Consider the following 17,414-nt stretch of genomic DNA (forward strand, 5'->3'; position numbering starts at 1 on the left):
GCCCCGCGGTCAGCGCGCGGCTGTCGGCCGCAGCGCCGGGCGGGCGGGCCGGGCGGTCTCCAGGTACGCGGCGACCCCGGTGACGGTCGGGGCCCGGAAGAACGCGCGGACCGGCAGCTCACGACCCAGGGCCGAGCGCACCCGGGCGATGAGCTTGGTCGCCAGCAGCGAATGCCCGCCCAGGGCGAAGAAGTTGTCGTCGACGCCGACCGAGTCCAGGCCGAGCACCGCGGCGAACAGCTCGCCGAGCACCTCTTCGCGCTCCGTACGCGGTCCGGTGGCGGCCGGTGCCGCGTCCCGCGCCGGAGCTGCCGGAGTCGCCGGATCCGCCGGAGTCGCCGGAGCCGGGTGCGCGGTGGCGGCGGGGGCCGGCCGGTCCTGGACGGGGGGTACGTCGAGGTCGGCGACCGGCCGCTCCGGGTCCCGAGCGGCCTGGGTGAGCAGCCGGCGCAGGCCGTCCGCGAGCCGCTCCCCCGTCGCGGCGTCGAACAGCGCGGTCGCGTACGTGAGGGCGCCGGCCAGACCGGCCGGTGCCCCGTCCGGGTCGAGCCGCTCCTCCACGTCGACCACCAGGTCGAACTTCGCGGTGGTCGACTCCACCGGCCGCTCGGCCGCCCGCAGCCCGGGGAAGGCGGGCCCATCGGTCGCGTGCTGGAGCTGGACCATGACCTGGAACAGCGGGTGGCGGCCGGGTGAGCGCGGCGGGTTCACCGCTTCGACCAGCCGCTCGAACGGGACGTCCTGGTGCTCGTAGGCCGCGAGGGCGGTGGCCCGGACGCGGCGGAGCAGCTCCGCGAAGCTGGGGGTGCCCGAGACGTCGGTCCGCAGGACCACCGTGTTGACGAAGAACCCGACCAGGTCGTCGAGCGCGCTGTCCGAGCGGCCCGCCACCGGGGTGCCGATCGGGATGTCGGTCCCCGCGCCCAGCCTGCTGAGCAGCGCGGCGCAGCCGGCCTGGACCACCATGAACAGGGTGCAGTGGTGCTCCTTGGCGAGCGCGAGCAGGTCGCGGTGGAGGGCGGGGCCCCACTCCACGGCCACCGACCCTCCCGCGGCGTCGGCGACGTCGGGCCGGGGCCGGTCCGTGGGCAGGGCCAGTTCCACCGGCAGGCCGTCCAGTGCGGCCCGCCAGTGGCCGAGCTGGCGGGACAGCAGGCTGCCCGGGTCGTCCTCGTCGCCGAGGAGGTCCCGCTGCCACAGCGCGTAGTCGGCGTACTGCACCGGCAGGGCGCCCCACCGGGGGGCCTCGCACCGTGTGCGGGCGGCGTAGGCGGTGGAGAGGTCGCGCAGCAGCGGTCCGAGCGACCAGCCGTCGCAGACGATGTGGTGGAACACGAGCAGCAGGAGGTGGTCCTGCGGGCCCGTCGTGAACAGATGCGCCTTCAGGGGTGGTTGGGCGGCCAGGTCGAAGCGGTGGTCCGCGGCGGCGCGCACCGCCGCCTCGACGTCGGCCTCGGGCACCTCGCGGCGCACCAGCTCCGGCCGGGCCTGTCCCGGTGCGAGCACCGACTGCACCGGCCCGTCGCCCTGCTCGACGAAGACCGTCCGCAGGCTCTCGTGCCGGTCACTGACGTCGGCCAGGGCCCGCGCGAGGGCCTCCCGGTCCAGCGGCCCGGTCAGCCGCAGGGCGACGGGCAGGTTGTAGCTGGTGCCCGTCTCCTCCCACTGGTTGAGGAACCACAGCCGCTGCTGGGCGTGGGACAGCGGCAGGGCGTCGGGGCGGTCTGCCGCCCGGAGCGCGGGCCGGGCGGGCAGCATGTCGTCGAGGCTCTCCGCGAGGCCGGCCACGGTCGGGGTGGCGAACAGCAGCCGGACCGGCAGCTCCACGCCGAGGACGGAGCGCGCCTTGCCGCTCAGCCGCACCGCCAGCAGGGAGTGGCCGCCGAGGTCGAAGAACCCGTCGTCGATGCCCACCGTCTCGCGGCCGAGCACGTCAGCGAACAGCCCGCACAGGAGTTCCTCGCGCGGGTCGCGCGGCGCGCGCCGGGTGCCGGTGGGGTACGTCGGCCGCGGCAGCGCGGCGCTGTCCACCTTGCCGTTGGGTGTCAGCGGCAGTTCGTCGATGACGACGACCGCGGCGGGCACCATGTGGTCCGGCAGGTGCTGCCGGGCGAAGTCGCGCAGGCGCCGCGCGTCGAGTGCGGTGTCCCGCGCGAGCACGTACCCGACGAGGCGCTTGTCCCCGGGGTGGTCCTCGCGGAGCACCGCCACCGCGTGGGCGACGCCCTCGTGGCGGGCCAGGGTCGCCTCGACCTCGCCGAGTTCGACCCGGAAGCCGCGGATCTTGACCTGGTCGTCGGCGCGGCCGAGGAACTCCAGCGCGCCGTCGCCGGTCCACCGCACCAGGTCACCCGTGCGGTACATGCGCCGGCCCGGGGCGAACGGGTGCGCCACGAACCGCTCCGCGGTCAGGCCGGGACGGTTGACGTAGCCGCGCGCCACCTGGGCGCCCGCGACGTACAGTTCGCCGACCACGCGCGGCGGGACGGGCCGCAGTCCCTCGTCGAGCACGAAGGCGTCCACCCCGGCGATCGGGCGGCCGATGAGGGGCCGGTCGCTCTCGTCGGACGACCAGAAGCACGTGTCGACCGTGGTCTCGGTCTGCCCGTAGATGTTGTAGACCGTGACGCCCTCGGTCTCCCGGAGGCGTGCCCACAGCTTCTCGCCCACCGTCTCCGCGCCGGTCATCACCACCGCGGGCGGTGTCCGGGCCGGGTCGAGCATCCCCTGCCGGATCAGCTCCTCGGCGTAGCTGGGCATCACGTCCAGGGCGTCGATGCCGCACCGGTCCAGGTACCGGGCCATGGCGGCGGGGTCGCGGCGGGTGTCGTCGCCGATCAGGTGCAGCTCGTGGCCCACGGCCTGCCACAGCAGGCCGACGACGGAGGTGTCGAAGGAGAGGGACGCCGTCAGGGCCATCCGGCAGCGCCGGGAGCCGCGGTTCCGCTCGGCGGTCGCGATGACCTCCGTACGGTAGAACGCCAGCAGGTTGGCGAGCCCGCCGTGGGTCACCACCACGCCCTTGGGGCGGCCGGTGGACCCCGAGGTGTACACGACGTAGGCAGGGTGGTCCGCGGCGACAGGTGTCCTCGGTTCCGCCGACGGCTCGTCGTCGGGCGCGGGGGCGTCGACGAGCACCGGGTCGCGGGCGGGCAGCGACGGGGCGGACGCGCTGTCGGTGACGACCAGGGCGGCGCCGGAGTCCTCCAGGAGATAGGCGATCCGCGGAGCCGGGTACGCCGTGTCGACGAACAGGAACGCGGCGCCCGACTTCAGCACGGCCAGCAGCGCGACCACCAGGTCCGTGGACCGGGGCAGGGCCACCGCCACCACCCGGTCGGGGCCCGCGCCCCGGTGCGCGAGGCGACGGGCGAGGCGGGTGGCGCGCGCGTCGAGTTCGGCGTAGGTCAGCGCGGTGTCCTCGAAGACCAGCGCGGTCGCGTCCGGCGTACGGGCGGCCTGTGCCTGGAACGCGTGGGGCAGGAACGGGGACGGCTGCGCGGGCGCGGGGGCCCCGGGCAGGAGGCGTTGCCGCTCCTCGGCCGAGAGCACGTCGACGGCGCTGATCGGCCGGTCCGGGGCGGCGAGCACCTGTTCCAGGAGTCGCCGCAGGCGTGCCACGAGCTGTTCGGCGGTGGCCCGGTCGAACAGCTCGTCGGCGTATTCCAGGTAGCCGGTGAGGCCGGCCGGCGCGCCCTGCGCGTCGCGTTCGTCGACCAGTTCAAGACTGAGGTCGAACTTGGCGACGTCCCAGTCCACCGGGGCCCGCTCGGCCACCAGGCCGGCGAAGTCCGGGGCGGTGGTGTCGGCGTGCTGCACCTGGACCATGACCTGGAACAGGGGGGTGCGGGACAGCGACCGCTCGGGCCGCACCTCCTCGACGAGGCGCTCGAACGGGACGTCCTGGTGGGCGAACGCCTCCAAATCGGTCTCCCGGACCCGCCGCAGCAGTTCGGCGAAGGCGGGGTCGCCCGCGGTGTCGGTGCGCAGCACCAGGGTGTTGACGAAGAACCCGACCAGGTCGTCGAGCGCGCTGTCCGTCCGGCCCGCCACCGGGGTGCCGAAGGGGATGTCGGTGCCCGCGCCCATCCGGGTCAGCAGCGCCGCGAAGCCCGCCTGCACCACCATGAACAGCGTGCAGCCGGCGGACCTGGCGAGGTCGAGCAGCCCGGTGTGCAGCTCCGGTCCCCAGTCGACGGCCACGGTTCCGCCGGAGTGTGCCGCCACCGCGGGGCGCGGCCGGTCCACCGGCAGCGTCAGCTCCGCGGGCAGACCGGCCAGTCGCCCGCGCCAGTAGTCCAGTTGGCGGCTGAGCGGGCTCGCCGGGTCCGCCGCGTCGCCGAGCAGCTCGGCCTGCCACAGCGTGTAGTCGGCGTAGCGCACCGGCTGCGGCGGCCAGACGGGGGCGGTCCCCTCGCGGCGGGCGCCGTACGCCACGCCCAGGTCCCCCAGCAGCGGGCGCAGGGACCAGCCGTCGGCCGCGATGTGCTGGACGACCAGGAGCAGCACCTGCTCCTCGGGGGCGAGCCGGAACAGCGTGGCCCGCAGGGGCGCGTCCCGCGTGAGGTCGAAGCGGTGCCGGACCCGCTCGGTCATGGCGTCGGCGAGGCCGGACGGCGCCACCTCGACGACCTCGATCCCGGGCACCGCGTCGAGCGGCACCGGGCGCGGCTCGCCGCCCTCGTCGGGGAAGACCGTGCGCAGGCTCTCGTGCCGCCGCGCGACGTCGGCGAGCGCCCGCGCCAGGGCGTCGTGGTCCACCGTCCCGGTGAGCCGGACCGCGACGGGCACGTTGTACGTGCCTTCGCCGCGCTCCATCCGGTTCAGGAACCACAGCCGTCGCTGGGCGGACGACAGCGGCACGGGGTCCGTCCCCGCCCGGGCGGTCAGCGCCGGGCGCGCGGCGCCGGTCAGCCGGGCCAGTCCGGCCGCGGTGGGCGCGGCGAACAGGTCCCGGATCTCGAACCCCTCGCCCAGGGCCGACCGGATCCGGGAGAGCAGCCGGAGCGCGAGGAGGGAGTGCCCTCCCAGGTCGAAGAAGTCGTCGTCGATCCCCACGCGGTCCACGCCGAGCACGTCCGCGAAGAGGGAGCACAGGATCTCCTCGCGCGGGCCGCGCGGCTCCCGGGCGGCGCCCGCGGTCCGGTCGGGCTCCGGCAGGGCGGCACGGTCGAGCTTCCCGTTCACCGTCGTCGGCACGGCCTCGACGAGGACCACGGCCGCGGGGACCATGTACTCGGGCAGGCTCTCCGCGGCGAACCGGCGCAGCTCCCGCTCCGTGAGGCTCCCGGAGCGGGCCACGGCGTACGCGACCAGGCGCGGGTCGCCCGGCCGGTCCTCCCGGAGGACGACCGCGGCCTGGGCCACCTCGGGGTGGCCGGCGAGCACGGCCTCGACCTCGCCGGGCTCCACGCGGAAGCCCCGGATCTTCACCTGCGCGTCCGCGCGGCCGACGTACTCCAGCTCCCCGTCGGCGGTCCACCGGACCAGGTCACCGGTCCGGTACATCCGCTCCCCCGCCGCGAACGGGCAGGCCACGAACCTCTCGGCGGTCAGTCCGGGCCGCCCGGTGTAGCCCCTGGCGAGCTGGACCCCGCTCAGGTGGAGCTCGCCCACCACGCCGGGGGGCACCGGCCGCAGCGCGCCGTCCAGCACGAACGCCGACACGTTGGCCAGCGGCCGGCCGATGGGCACCGTACGCCTCTCGTCGCCACGGCGGCACGCCCAGTGGGTCGCGTCGACGGCGGCTTCGGTGGGGCCGTAGAGGTTGTGCAGCTCGGTGGTGGCGAGCGTGGCGAACAGCGCGCGCTGCGTCGGCGCGGGCAGGGCCTCGCCGCTGCAGACGACCAGGCGCAGGCCCGTGCAGCGGGCCGCGGCGGGCTCCTGGAGGAAGGCGTGCAGCATGGGCGGCACGAAGTGGGTGACGGTCACCGCCTCGCGCCGGATCAGGTCGGCGAGGTAGCCGGGGTCGCGGTGTCCGCCGGGCTCCGCGACGACCAGGGCCGCGCCGGAGATCAGCGGCCAGAAGAACTCCCAGACCGATACGTCGAAACCGGCCGGGGTCTTCTGCAGCACCCGGTCGGCGCCGGTGAGCCGGTACCGCTCCTGCATCCACAGCAGGCGGTTGACGACGGCCGCGTGCGGGACCACGACGCCCTTGGGCCGCCCGGTGGAGCCGGAGGTGAAGATGACGTAGGCGGGGTGCGCAGGGCGCGGCGGCACCGGCCGGGCGGGGGCGGACGCGGCCGGCTCGTCGAGCTCGTCGAGCAGCAGCCGCGGCGGGGAGGCGGGCAGGGCCCCGGCGCTCCGGGTGTCGGTCAGGACGAGGAGCGGCCCGGCGTCCTCGACCATCGCGGCGATCCGCCCGGCGGGGTGGTCCAGGTCCAGCGGCAGGTAGGCCGCGCCCGCCCTGACCACGGCGAGGACCGCGACCACGAGCTCCACCGACCGGGGCAGCGCCACGGCCACGACCCGCTCGGGTCCGGCGCCCGCGTGGGCGAGCCGCGACGCCAGCCGGTCCACGCGCGCGGCCAGCTCGGCGTAGGTCAGCCGCTCGCCGGCGGCCACCAGGGCCGTGGCGTGCGGCGTGCGCCGGACCTGCTCGGCCCACAGCTCGGCGAGCGTCACCTCGGGCAGCGCGGCCGCGGTGTCGTTCCACCGCCGTACGACCAGGTCGCGCCGGCCGGGCGTCAGCAGGGTCAGCGCGGCGAGCGGCCGGTCCGGGTCCGCGGCCACCTGTTCGAGGAGCAGCCTGAGGCGCCCGGCGATGTCGGCCGCCTCGGCGGCGGTGAACAGGTCCGGGCGGTGGTGCAGGCGCAGGGAGAGCCGCTCGCCCGGTTCGACGGCGAGGGTCAGCGGGTAGTGCGCGCTGTCGCGGAAGGTGACGCCGACGTGGAGGTCGCCGTCGGGCGAGTCGACCTGGTAGTCGTGCATCGGGAAGTTGTCGAAGACGACGTTGGTGTCGAAGAGCGCGGTGGGGCACCCGGTGAGGCGCTGGATGTCCGTCAGGCCGAGGTGGTCGTGGTCGAGCGACGCGGCGCGTCCCGCCTGGATCTGCTCGAACAGCTCGCTGACCGTGGCCGCCGGGTCCAGGCGCACCCGCACCGGGACCGTGTTGATGAGCATCCCGATCATCGCGTCCGCGCCGGTCAGCTCCGCCGGGCGGCCGCTGACCGTCGAGCCGAACACGACGTCGTCGCGCCCGGTGAGCGAGCCGACCAGGACGGCCCACACGCCCTGGCACACCGTGTTGAGCAGGACGTGGTGGTGCCGGGCGTACGCGGTGAGCAGGGCGGTCGTCTCCGCCGGCAGCAGCACCGCCACCTCCTCGGGCGGCGGTCCCGTCCGGGTGTCGGCGGGCGCGACGGAGGTGGGCTCGTCGACCCCGCGCAGGGCCGCCGCCCAGTGGCGCTCCGCGGCGGCCCGGTCCTGTGCCGCCAGCCACGCCAGGTAGTCCCGGTACGGGCGCACCGGCGCCAGGCCGGTGGTGCCGCCCCCGCGGGAGTACACCGCGAACAGCTCCTGGAACAGCAGGGCGAAGGACCAGCCGTCCAGCAGGAGGTGGTGGGCGGTGACGAGGAGCCGGTGGCGGCGGGCGGTGTGCCGGGCGAGGGTGAACCGGATCAGCGAGGACCCGCCGACGTCGATGCCCCGCGCCCAGTCCCGCTCGGTCAGTTCGGCGAACCGCTCCCGCGCGTCGCCCTCCCCGTCCAGGTCCACCTCCCGCCAGTCCAGGGGGGCGTCGCGGCGGACCACGCGTATCGGTTCGCCCGACGCCCGGTGGCGGAATCCGGACCGCAGCGTGGCGTGGCGCCGTAGCACGGTCTCCGCGGCCGCCTTCAGGAGCGCGGTGTCCACCGGCCCGTCGAGGTCCACCGCGAATTGCGCGAGATAGGGGCTGTGTTTTTCCCGGTCGAACGACGCGTGGAAGAGCAGCCCTTCTTGCAGGGGCGACAGGGGAAGGACGTCCTCGACCACTGATCGGCTCATTTTCCGTGCCACTTCCTCAGATAGCCCGCAGTTCGGATTCGATTTCTTCGAGTTCGTGCTGGCTGAGCGAGCTCAGGGTCAGGTCGGACGGGGTGAGTCCGCCCGCTCCGGGTTCGCGGGCGTGCGTGACCAGGAGCCGCAGCATCCGGAACCACGTCGCGGCCAGCTCGCGGGTGTCCGCCTCGGACACGACGCTGTCGGCCCAGGTCCAGGTGGCGCGCAGCACCGGGCCGTCCGCCCCGTCCACCGTGGCCGCGTTGACCTCGACGCTGTGGGCCATGGGCATGCCGGGCCCGGTGCCGTCCAGGCCGGTGCCGTACTCCGGTACGACCGACCAGTCGGCGTCGTCCGGGACCGCGAAGCGGCCCAGGTAGTTGAAGACGAACTCCGGCCGGGCCGCCTGCTCCAGGAGCGGTCGGGTGTCCGGGTCCAGATAGCGGAGGATGCCGTACCGGACCCCCTTGTCGGGGATGCCGCGCACCTGCTCCTTGACGCGCTTGACCGCGGCGCCCACGGCGGGCCCGGCGGCGTCGACCTCCGCCCGGTCCAGCTCCCCGAGGTCGAGCCTGACCGGGAACATGCTGGTGAACCAGCCCACGGTCCGGGACAGGTCAAGGTCCCCGAGCGCGCTCTCGCGGCCGTGGCCCTCCAGGTGCAGCAGCGCGGTGCCGTCGCCCTCCGTGCCGCGCCGGCGGTGCCAGTCGTCCAGCGCCAGCGCGAGACCGGTGAGGAGCACGTCGTTGATGTCGGCGTGGAACAGGGCGGGGACCGTGGTGAGGATCTCCTCCGTGACCTCGGCCGGGAGGGACTCGGTGAAGCACCGGTCCTGGCTCTCCAGGTCGCGGCCGGGCACCCGCGCCCGGTCGCCGAACCGGGCGGCGCCGGGGCGCAACCGGTCGAGCCAGCCGGGGAGTTCGCCGACGCAGGACCGGGCGCGTGCCTGCTCGCCGAGCACGGCGGACCAGCGGCGGAACGAGGTCGGCACCGGGTCGAGGGCGATCGCGGTGTTCTCCTCGACCGCCCGCCAGGCCGTCGCGAGGTCGGCGGCCAGGACGCGCCAGGAGATGGAGTCGACGGCCAGGTGGTGGACGACCAGCGCGAGCAGGCCCCGGCGTCGCGGTCCTGCGTCGCACCACACGGCCTGGAGGACGGTGCCCTCGCGCGGGCGCAGCCTGTCGCGCGCCGCGTCCGACTCCTGCCGCACGAGTGCGGGCCAGTCGTCCTCGGGGTGCTGTGCCACGTCGACCCGCCGGACGGCCGTGGCCGCGTCGACCGCGCCCGCCGGCAGGGTCTCCAGGGCCCAGTCCCCCGCGCCGCCGCGCACGGTGAGGCGCAGGCGCAGGGCGTCGTGGTGGTCGAGCAGGGCCTGGGCCATGGAGACGAGGTGCGGCTGCGTCAGTCCGGCGGGGGTCCGCAGGACCGCGAGCTGGTGGTAGGTGTCCACCCCGCCGCCGCGCTCCCGGAACCAGTGCGCGATGGGGGTGGTGACGACCGGTCCCACCCCGTTGTCCGCGACGGGCGGCGGCTCCCGGTCGACCGGGGTGGCCGCCTGTGCCAGTGCCTCCATGTCCCGGTGCGTCAGCACGTCGCCGACGGCGATCCGCAGACCGGCCTTGCGCGCCCGGCTGACGAGTTGCATGGCGATGATGCTGTCGCCGCCGAGCGCCACGAAGCCGTCGTCGAGCCGGACGTCGTCCACCCGGAGCACGTCGGCGACCAGTTCGCACAGGAGACGCTGGCGCGCGGTGACCGGAACGCGCCCGGCGTCACCCGCATTCGGTGCATCGAAAGGGCTGGTCACGTATTCCCTCATTCCGAGTCCGTCTGGAATCGAGGACGAAGCTATCCAGCGGCGGCCGGAGCCGGCGGCAGTAGCGGCGGCAATACCGGGAGGGCTACGGGAAAGGGCGGCTGAATTGCCGGTGCGATTGCCGCCGGGCGCGACGGCGGGCGCCGACACTGACAGGCGCGACGTTCGCACGGAACCACGGAACCCCGGCAGCACAGTGAGAAGAGGCGCAACGGTGACAATCCAGCAACCGGCCCGGTCGGTGGCCGACCTCGCGATGTTCGGCGGCGCCCGAGCCGTACCCAGGGAGCTGCGGATCAGGCCCTGGCCGAGGGTGACCGAGGAGGACGAGCAGGCGGTCGGGCGGGTGCTGCGCTCCGGCCGGTTCACCTCCGCCTCGTCGGGGGAGCGGGAGATCGCGGGGCTCGAGCGGGAGTGGGCACGGCACGTCGGCACCGGGCACTGCGTGGCGGTGAGCAACGGCACCGCGGCGCTGTCGGTCGCGCTGGGCGCGGTGGGCGTGGGCGCCGGTGACGAGGTCGTCGTGCCCGCCCTGAGCTTCATCGGCAGCGCCATCGCTCCGCTGCACCTCATGGCCGTGCCGGTGTTCGCGGACATCGACCCCGTCACGTTCAACCTGGACCCCGCGGCGTTCGAGGCCGCGATCACGCCCCGCACCAAGGCGGTCGTCGTGGTCCATCTGCACGGCCTGCCCGCCGACCTGGACCGGATCACCGCGATCGCCGCCCGGCACGGGATCGCCGTGGTCGAGGACGCCGCGCAGGCGCACGGCGCGCGGTACCGGGGCCGGGCGGTGGGCTCGATCGGCGCCGCGAACACCTTCAGCCTCAACGTCAGCAAGAACCTCGCCACCTGCGGCGAGGGCGGCCTGATCACGACCGACGACGCGGACGTGGCGACGCGGGCGACCATGCTGCGGCAGTTCGGGGAGCTCATCCCGGCCGACGGCGACCGCAGTTACGTGGCGCACCTGCTGGGCTGGAACTGCAAGCCGAACGCCGTGCAGGCGGCCTTCACCCGCAGCCGGCTCACGCGCTTCCCCGCCGAGGCGGCCGTCCGCGAGGAGAACGTCGGCCGGCTCCTCGGCCGCCTCGCCTCCTGCCCCGGCTTCCTGGTGCCCGAGGTCCCGCGGGACCGCACCCACGCCTGGCACATCCTGCGCTTCCGGGTGGACCCCGCCGCCTTCGACCTCGCCGACGCGTTCGCGGGCCCGCTGCGCGCCGTCGTCCAGCGGGCCCTGCGTGCCGAAGGGGTGCCCGCCGCGCCCTACCAGCTCCAGCCGCTGCCCGCGCAGCGGGTGTTCACCGAGCGGCGCGGGTTCGGCGGCGGCCACCCCGGCGACGTCCGGTCGCTGCCCGGCGTCGTGGACCGCCCCTACCGCGCCGAGGACTACCCGGCCACCCTGCGGGTCCTCGACGACTCCTTCACCCTGCAGAAGGCGCATCTGCACCCGGAGGCGGGGCCGTTGCTCGACCGGTACGCCGACGCGTTCGAGAAGGTCTGGGAGCACCGCGACGCACTGGCCGCCGTCGCCGCGACGACGGCCCACACGCCGCACTGGGAGCGCGCCTCGCGGATCGCCGACGCCGAGTGGTCCGCGGCGTTCCCGGGCCGGTGACCGCGGCGGTGGCGGTTCAGGCCGGCAGCCGCCGCGCCTGGACCGCCACCGCCGCGGCGGAGATCCCGTTGCGCGCCAGGAGGTGGCGGTGCCCGCCGGTGCCCGCGGCGAACCGGTCGGCCACCGCCACCCGCCGTACCGGGCAGGCGACGCCCAGCTCGGCCACGACCTCGGCCACGGCGGAACCGAGGCCCCCGGCCGCCCAGTGCTCCTCGACGGTGACGATGCCGCGCGTGCGGGTGGCGGCCGTGACGATCGCCTCCCGGTCGAGCGGTTTGACCGTGTGCATATTGAGCACGGCCGCGTCGATGCCGTCGCCTGCCAGCTCGTCGGCGGCCTCGGCCGCGGCGAGCACGGGGTGGGGTCCGGTGGCGATCAGCGTCACGTCGGCGCCCCGGCGCAGGGGCTGCGCGACGCCGATCCGCACCGGCTCCCGCGCGTCGAGGTCCGGCGTCGCGCCGCGCCCCAGGCGCAGGTAGACCGGTCCCGGCAGCTCTGCGGCGGCGCGCACCATGCTCTCGGTGGCGGGGCCGTCCGCGGGGACGAGGACCGTCATGTGCGGCAGCAGCCGCATGAGGGCAAGGTCCTCCAGCGCGTGGTGCGTGGAGCCGAGGTGGCCCGCGGAGAGCCCGCCGTGGGTGGCGACGATCCGCACCGGCAGGTCGTTGTAGGCGATGTCGAGCTTCACCGCCTCCAGCGCCCGGGTGGCGGCGAAGGTCGCCATGGTGTTGACGAAGGGGATCCGGCCGGACCTGGCGAGGCCCGCCGCCACCCCCATCAGGTTCTGTTCCGCGATGCCGAGGTTGAGGTAGCGCCGCGCGCCCCCGCCCCACGAGGCCGCGGTGAACAGACCGGTGTCGCTGTCCAGGCACACGTAGCGGTCGTCCTCGGCGACCAGCTTCACCAGGACGTCCCGGTACACCTCCCGGGCGGCGCGCGTCTGCTCCGGCGCGGTGCGTTCGGCTGTCACGACGGACATGTGTCGTCTCCGTTCAGGGTCGTCGGCTCAGGGGCGTCGGCTCGCGGGCGTCGGCCCAGGCGCGTCGGCTCAGGGGCGTCGGCTCAGGGGCGTCGGCTCAGACGCGTCGTTTCGCGGGCGTCGGCTCAGGCGCGTCGGCCGCGCGTCACCGCCGCGTGGGCACGCCGGTGCCCGCGCTCGGTGAGCCGGACGTAGTGGCTGCGGGCCTGGCCTTCGATGTAGGGCAGGCCCTTGCCCTTGACCGTGCGGGCCAGCACGACGGTCGGTCGGCCGGGGGTGTGCGGGACGTCCGTCAGGGCCGTCCGCACCTGGTCCGTGTCGTGCCCGTCGACCTCGCGCACCGTCCAGCCGAAGCTGCGCCAGCGGTCCGCCAGGGGTTCGAGGGCCACGGTCTCCTCCGTGTCGCCGCTGATCTGGAGCCCGTTGCGGTCCACGATCGCCACCAGCCGGTCCAGCTTCTGGGCGCCGGCGGCCATCGCGGCCTCCCAGACCGAGCCCTCCTGCAGTTCGCCGTCGCCGAGCACGACGAAGCACCGCCGGTCGCTGCCGTCCAGGCGGGCGGCGAGGGCGAAGCCGACGCCGAGCGGCAGTCCGTGCCCGAGCGACCCGGTGGGCATCTCGACCCCGGGGACGGCCGGGTTCGGGTGCGCGGTGAAGACGCTGTCCGGGGCGCCGTAGGTGGCCAGCCGCTCCTCGGGGAAGAAGCCGCGCCCGGCGAGGACGGCGTACAGTCCGATCGCGCCGTGGCCCTTGCTCAGCAGGAGGATGTCCCGGTCCGGGTCCCGCGGCAGCCGCGGGTCGATCCGCAGCACGTCGTGGTAGAGGGTGACCAGGATCTCGACCAGGGACATCGATCCGCCGAGGTGGCCGCCTTCGGGGTTGGCGCACATGCGCACGATGCGTTCCCGTGCCCTGCGCGCGTGGTCGTCGCTCATCGGCCCTGCCTGGTGAAGTGCCCGTCCAGTTCGGCCAGCGCCCGGGTGAGCACCCGGATGCCGAACAGGTACTCGGGCAGTCGGATGTGTTCGTGGTCGGAGTGGTCCAGGCCGCTGTCGCCCGGGCCGTAGGTGGCCATGGGTGTCGTCCACTCCTCCGCCAGGGTGTTCATGTCGGAGGTGCCGGTCTTCACCTTCGCCCTCGGGCTGCCGCCCTGTGCGCGGATCGCGACCGTAAGGGCCCGCGCCACGGGGTCGTTGCGGCCGACGCGGCAGGCGCGCACCGCGTTGACGACCTGGAGCGTGCCCGGGGCCGTCCGCTTCTCCAGCGCGGCCACCAGGCCGTCGCCGTCGAAGCCCGGGGGGACGCGGATGCTGAACTCCGCGCCGGCGGAGGTCAGTCCGCCCTCGATCGACATCAGGGTCGGGCCGGGTGCGTCGAACCGGGCATGGCTCGCCTCCGGGCCGAGCAGGTCCAAGAGCTCCGTCCACGCCCGGGCCGCCAGCTCGGAGGCCTTGGGCACGACGTTGCTGGGGTGGGTCGCCTCGCACCGCACGTCGTAGCGGAGGTCGATCTTTCCCTTGTACCCCAGGACGACCGTGTCGCAGCCGCTGGGCTCCCCGATGACCAGCGCGTCCGGCGGCTCGTGCGTACGGCGGATCTCCACCGCGCCCCGGGACAGCGAGGTCTCCTCCTCCACCGCGCCCACCACGACGACGCGGCCGCGGAACCCGGTGCTCGCGGCGGCCGCGCAGATCATCGTGGCGAGCGGCCCCTTGGCGTCGACCGCGCCCCTGCCGTACAGGCGGTCGCCGACTCTGCGCACCGGGACGTCCCCCGGCACGGTGTCCATGTGCCCGAGCAGCATCACCGTCGGTCCGGGGCCGCGCCGGATCTCCCCGACGGCGTTGCCCGCCGCGTCGATCCGCGCGGTGAGACCGGCTCCGCGCATGGCGTCCACCACGTAGCCGGCCAGCTCGGACTCCGCGTACGACGGTGAGGGGATCCGCAGCATGCCGTGGAGCAGGTCGACCGCGGCCGGGGCGGGATACGTCGTCACTCCTCCTCCAGGAGCACTTCGGTGCCCGAGCCCGCCAGGGCCTCCCGCACCGGGTGCGGCCGTCGGCCGTCGGCGATCAGGACGCGGCGCGCGCCGGCCAGCAGCGCCTCGCGCGCCGCGACCAGCTTGATGCCCATGCCTCCGGTGACCACCGGGGGCGTGCCCCGCCGGGGAACGCGGCAGACGGGCAGCACGGACCGTTCGTCGTGCCGGTCGGCCAGCACCCCGCTCGCCCCGGTGAGCAGGACGAGGGTGCTCGCCCGGACGGCGCCCGCGACGGCCGCGGCGGCGCGGTCCGCGTCCGTGTTGACCACGCGGCCGTCCCGGTCCATGGCCGGTGGCGACACCACGGGCAGCAGGCCCGCCGTGAGCAGCGTGGCCAGCAGGTCGCCGTTGACGTCGACGATCCGTCCGCTGTGGTCGTCCCTGACCACGACCCGGCGTCCGCCGACGAGGGCCCGCTGCGCCGGCTTGCGCGCGGCCACGAGGAGCCCGGCGTCCAGGCCGGTCAGCCCGACCGCGTCGACCCCGCGGGCGCGCAGCTCGGTCAGGAGCCGGGGTTTGACGGAGCCGGCCAGGGCGAGCTGCACCACTTCGAGCGTGCGCTCGTCGGTGTACCGGGTCGACACCCCGTCCGGGGCGACGAGCCGGCGGGAGGGCACGCCGAGGCGTTCGGCGAGGCCGTCGATGTCGGCCGAGCCGCCGTGGACGAGGATCACCTGCCTGCCGCCGCGGTGCGCGGCGGCGACGTCCGCGCAGATCTCCTCCGACCGTACGGCGGCGTTGCCCCCGCATTTGACCACGAGTATGTCCCGCATGCGCTTGATCGACCTCACGTCAGTTCGGGTGCAGTCCGGGGAATTCGAGACCCGTCCGCTCCGGCCAGCCGAAGCGGACGTTGAGGCATTGCACCGCGCCGCCGGCGCCGCCCTTGACGAGGTTGTCCAGGGCGCCGACGAGGACCACGGTGCCGTCGTCCGCAAAGACCGCGAAGCCGACGTCGCAGTGGTTGGAGCCCGTCAGGATCTTCGGCTCCGGCAGCCGGTACAGGCCCTGGCGCCGGGCGACGACCCGGACGAACGGCTCGTCCGCATACGCCGCATGGAACGCGGCCCGGACGTCCCGCTCCGAGGCGCCGGGCGCCAGCTTCGCGTGGCACACCACCTGCACGCCGCGGACCGCCTCGACGCCGGTGGCGGTCATCCGTACGGTGTGCCCCGTGGCCTGGGCGATCTCGGCCTCGTGGCGGTGCCGGGAGGGGGCGAACACCCTTAGGGCGCCGCTGCGTTCGGCGTGCGCGGCGGCGGGCCCGCCGGAGGCCCCCGATCCGCTGGACCCGGTGCGGGCGTCCACCTGGACCGGGCCCTCGATCAGACCGGCCTCGGCCATCGGCCGGACCGCGAGGATCCCGGCGGTGGCCATGCACCCGGGTACGGAGATCCGGTCGGCGGCGGCCAGTTCGGCGCGGTGCCACTCCGGCAGCCCGGTGGTGAATCCGGGGATCAGGTGCGGCGCGGTGTGCGGGACTCCGTAGTACGCCGCGTAGGTGCCGGGGTCGCGCAGGCGGAAGTCCCCGGACAGGTCGATGACGGTCCCGGCCAGCGTCAGGTAGCCGGCCATCCTTCCCATCGTCTCCCGGTGGGGCGCGGCCAGGAGGAGCACGTCGGCTCCGGCGTCCTCGACGGCGTCGTGGCCGACGAAGCACAGGTCCGTGTGGCCGCGCAGGTTGGGGTGCGGGCCGTCGACCCGGCGCCCGGCGAGGCGGTCGGACGTGGCGGCCACGACCGTGACCCGTGGATGGCCGTGCAGCAGGCGCAGCAGCTCGCCGCCGATGTAGCCGGACGCCCCGACGATCGCTACGCGGAGCATGGGTGTTCCTTCGTCAGGAGGTGGTCGACGATCCGGTCGGCGACGGAGACGGTGTCGCCGAGGGCCTGCTGGAGGCCGGAGAACTCGACGCCGTGGTTGACCTCAAGGACGAGCGTGGCTCCCGTCCCGTCCTCGATCAGGTCGACGCCGGCGATCTCGGCCTCCACGGCCTGCGCGGCCGAGACCGCGAGCTTCGCGATGTCCGGTGTGAGGGCGCAGAGTTCGCTCACGGCGCCCCGGGCCACGTTGGTCCGCCAGTCCTCGCTGCGCCGGTAGGTCGCGGCGACGGCCTCGCCGCCCACCACGACGACCCGGATGTCCCGCCCCGGTTTGGCGATCCACTCCTGCAGGTAGACGATCCGGGCCTGCGGCGAGGGCAGGGCGGCGACGTACTCCAGGACGGTCTCCGCGGTCCGCCGGTCCGGCAGCGCGGCGACCAGGCGTCCCCACGAGCCCTGCAGGGGCTTCACCACGGCCGGGTAGCCGAGGGTCTCCAGAGCCGTCAGCGCCGCTTCCGGGGTCAGCGCGAGGGCCGTGCGCGGCGTCGGGAGCCCGGCCCCGGCCAGCGCCGCGGAGGTGCGCCACTTGTCCCCGCACAGCTCGGTGGCGCGCGCCGAGTTGACCACCGTCGCGCCCGCGGATTCCAGCGCGTGGGCCGCGTACGTCGCCCTGGCGAGCCCGATCTCCCTGTTCAGGACGGTCGGGCGGGGGCCGAGGTCGCCGAGCTCGTGCCACCACCGGCGGCTGTCGACGTGCTGGTGGGCGATCCTCCTGCGCCCGAGGGCTTCGAGGATGTGCTTCTCGCTGGCCCGTACCCGGGAGGCGAGTACGGCGAGGGGCACGGTGCGGCTCACTCGCCCCAGTCCTCTTCGATCTCCGGGGCGAGCGCGGCCCGTACCGGGTCCAGCGTGAGGATCTCCAGCTCGCTGGCGCACTCGCCGCACTCCACGATCTCGCCGATCACCGGTGTCGCGGCGGGAACCACCGCGCTCTCGCATTCAGGGCAGGTGACCATGTCCCGTTCCTTTCGTCGGCCGCCAAGGGATACGGGTAGAACGTAAGAGCCCTCGCGGGTCCCGACCGGCAGAACCAGCGGCAGTCTCGACGGCCCGGCCTGCCCCGTCGGCGTGGTCCCGGACCGGGGCGGGGTCCT

General features: G+C 75.0%; 10 protein-coding genes. 1 reads left to right on the forward strand and 9 read right to left on the reverse strand.

Features of this window, described 5'->3' with window-relative positions; all coding sequences use genetic code 11:
• Positions 1–9: 9 nt before the first annotated feature.
• On the reverse strand, positions 10–7,989 hold the full coding sequence (locus IE330_RS07865; RefSeq protein WP_190135143.1) for a non-ribosomal peptide synthetase: 7,980 nt from the start codon (positions 7,987–7,989) through the stop codon (positions 10–12).
• A gap of 16 nt (positions 7,990–8,005) precedes the next feature.
• Positions 8,006–9,790 carry a condensation domain-containing protein gene (locus IE330_RS07870; protein ID WP_229925467.1) on the reverse strand — a complete coding sequence of 595 codons (1,785 nt, stop codon included), beginning with the start codon at positions 9,788–9,790 and terminating at the stop codon, positions 8,006–8,008.
• A gap of 223 nt (positions 9,791–10,013) precedes the next feature.
• On the opposite strand from IE330_RS07870, the gene IE330_RS07875 reads away from it, so the two are divergent.
• Complete coding sequence (locus tag IE330_RS07875; protein WP_190135145.1) at positions 10,014–11,417, forward strand: DegT/DnrJ/EryC1/StrS family aminotransferase; 1,404 nt, start codon at positions 10,014–10,016, stop codon at positions 11,415–11,417.
• A 16-nt stretch (positions 11,418–11,433) separates the two neighbouring features.
• On the opposite strand, the gene IE330_RS07880 is transcribed toward IE330_RS07875, so the two are convergent.
• The 7 genes from IE330_RS07880 to IE330_RS07910 form a co-directional block, all read right to left on the reverse strand.
• Positions 11,434–12,396 (reverse strand): transketolase family protein, encoded by a 963-nt coding sequence (locus IE330_RS07880; protein WP_190135146.1) that lies wholly within the window; start codon positions 12,394–12,396, stop codon positions 11,434–11,436.
• 125 nt (positions 12,397–12,521) lie between these two features.
• Positions 12,522–13,331 carry a transketolase gene (locus IE330_RS07885; protein ID WP_190135147.1) on the reverse strand — a complete coding sequence of 270 codons (810 nt, stop codon included), beginning with the start codon at positions 13,329–13,331 and terminating at the stop codon, positions 12,522–12,524.
• Positions 13,328–14,392: a M20/M25/M40 family metallo-hydrolase gene (locus tag IE330_RS07890; protein ID WP_229925468.1), complete on the reverse strand. Its 1,065-nt coding sequence runs from the start codon at positions 14,390–14,392 to the stop codon at positions 13,328–13,330. Before IE330_RS07890 ends, IE330_RS07885 begins: the two co-directional genes overlap by 4 nt.
• On the reverse strand, positions 14,389–15,210 hold the full coding sequence (locus tag IE330_RS07895) for a [LysW]-aminoadipate kinase (RefSeq protein ID WP_190135148.1): 822 nt from the start codon (positions 15,208–15,210) through the stop codon (positions 14,389–14,391). The genes IE330_RS07890 and IE330_RS07895 overlap by 4 nt, the downstream gene beginning before the upstream one ends.
• 19 nt (positions 15,211–15,229) lie before the next feature.
• The gene (argC, locus tag IE330_RS07900) at positions 15,230–16,261 is read right to left on the reverse strand and encodes an N-acetyl-gamma-glutamyl-phosphate reductase (RefSeq protein WP_190135149.1); all 1,032 of its coding nucleotides are present in this window, start codon (positions 16,259–16,261) and stop codon (positions 15,230–15,232) included.
• A complete protein-coding gene (locus IE330_RS07905; RefSeq protein ID WP_190135150.1) occupies positions 16,249–17,115 on the reverse strand; it encodes a RimK family alpha-L-glutamate ligase in 867 nt (288 codons plus the stop codon). Before IE330_RS07905 ends, argC begins: the two co-directional genes overlap by 13 nt.
• Positions 17,112–17,276: a lysine biosynthesis protein LysW gene (locus IE330_RS07910; protein WP_190135151.1), complete on the reverse strand. Its 165-nt coding sequence runs from the start codon at positions 17,274–17,276 to the stop codon at positions 17,112–17,114. The genes IE330_RS07905 and IE330_RS07910 overlap by 4 nt, the downstream gene beginning before the upstream one ends.
• Between the last annotated feature and the right edge of the window lie 138 nt (positions 17,277–17,414).

The sequence above is a fragment of the Streptomyces longispororuber genome (assembly GCF_014656095.1).
Taxonomy (GTDB): domain Bacteria; phylum Actinomycetota; class Actinomycetes; order Streptomycetales; family Streptomycetaceae; genus Streptomyces; species Streptomyces longispororuber.

What these genes read in the sequence shown, in the direction of transcription:
- IE330_RS07865 (WP_190135143.1), bottom strand. Translation starts at nt 7,989, where the DNA reads ATGAGCCGATCAGTGGTCGAGGACGTCCTTCCCCTGTCGCCCCTGCAA.
- IE330_RS07895 (WP_190135148.1), bottom strand. Translation starts at nt 15,210, where the DNA reads ATGCGGGACATACTCGTGGTCAAATGCGGGGGCAACGCCGCCGTACGG.
- argC (WP_190135149.1), bottom strand. Translation starts at nt 16,261, where the DNA reads ATGCTCCGCGTAGCGATCGTCGGGGCGTCCGGCTACATCGGCGGCGAG.
- IE330_RS07910 (WP_190135151.1), bottom strand. Translation starts at nt 17,276, where the DNA reads ATGGTCACCTGCCCTGAATGCGAGAGCGCGGTGGTTCCCGCCGCGACA.
- IE330_RS07885 (WP_190135147.1), bottom strand. Translation starts at nt 13,331, where the DNA reads ATGAGCGACGACCACGCGCGCAGGGCACGGGAACGCATCGTGCGCATG.
- IE330_RS07880 (WP_190135146.1), bottom strand. Translation starts at nt 12,396, where the DNA reads ATGTCCGTCGTGACAGCCGAACGCACCGCGCCGGAGCAGACGCGCGCC.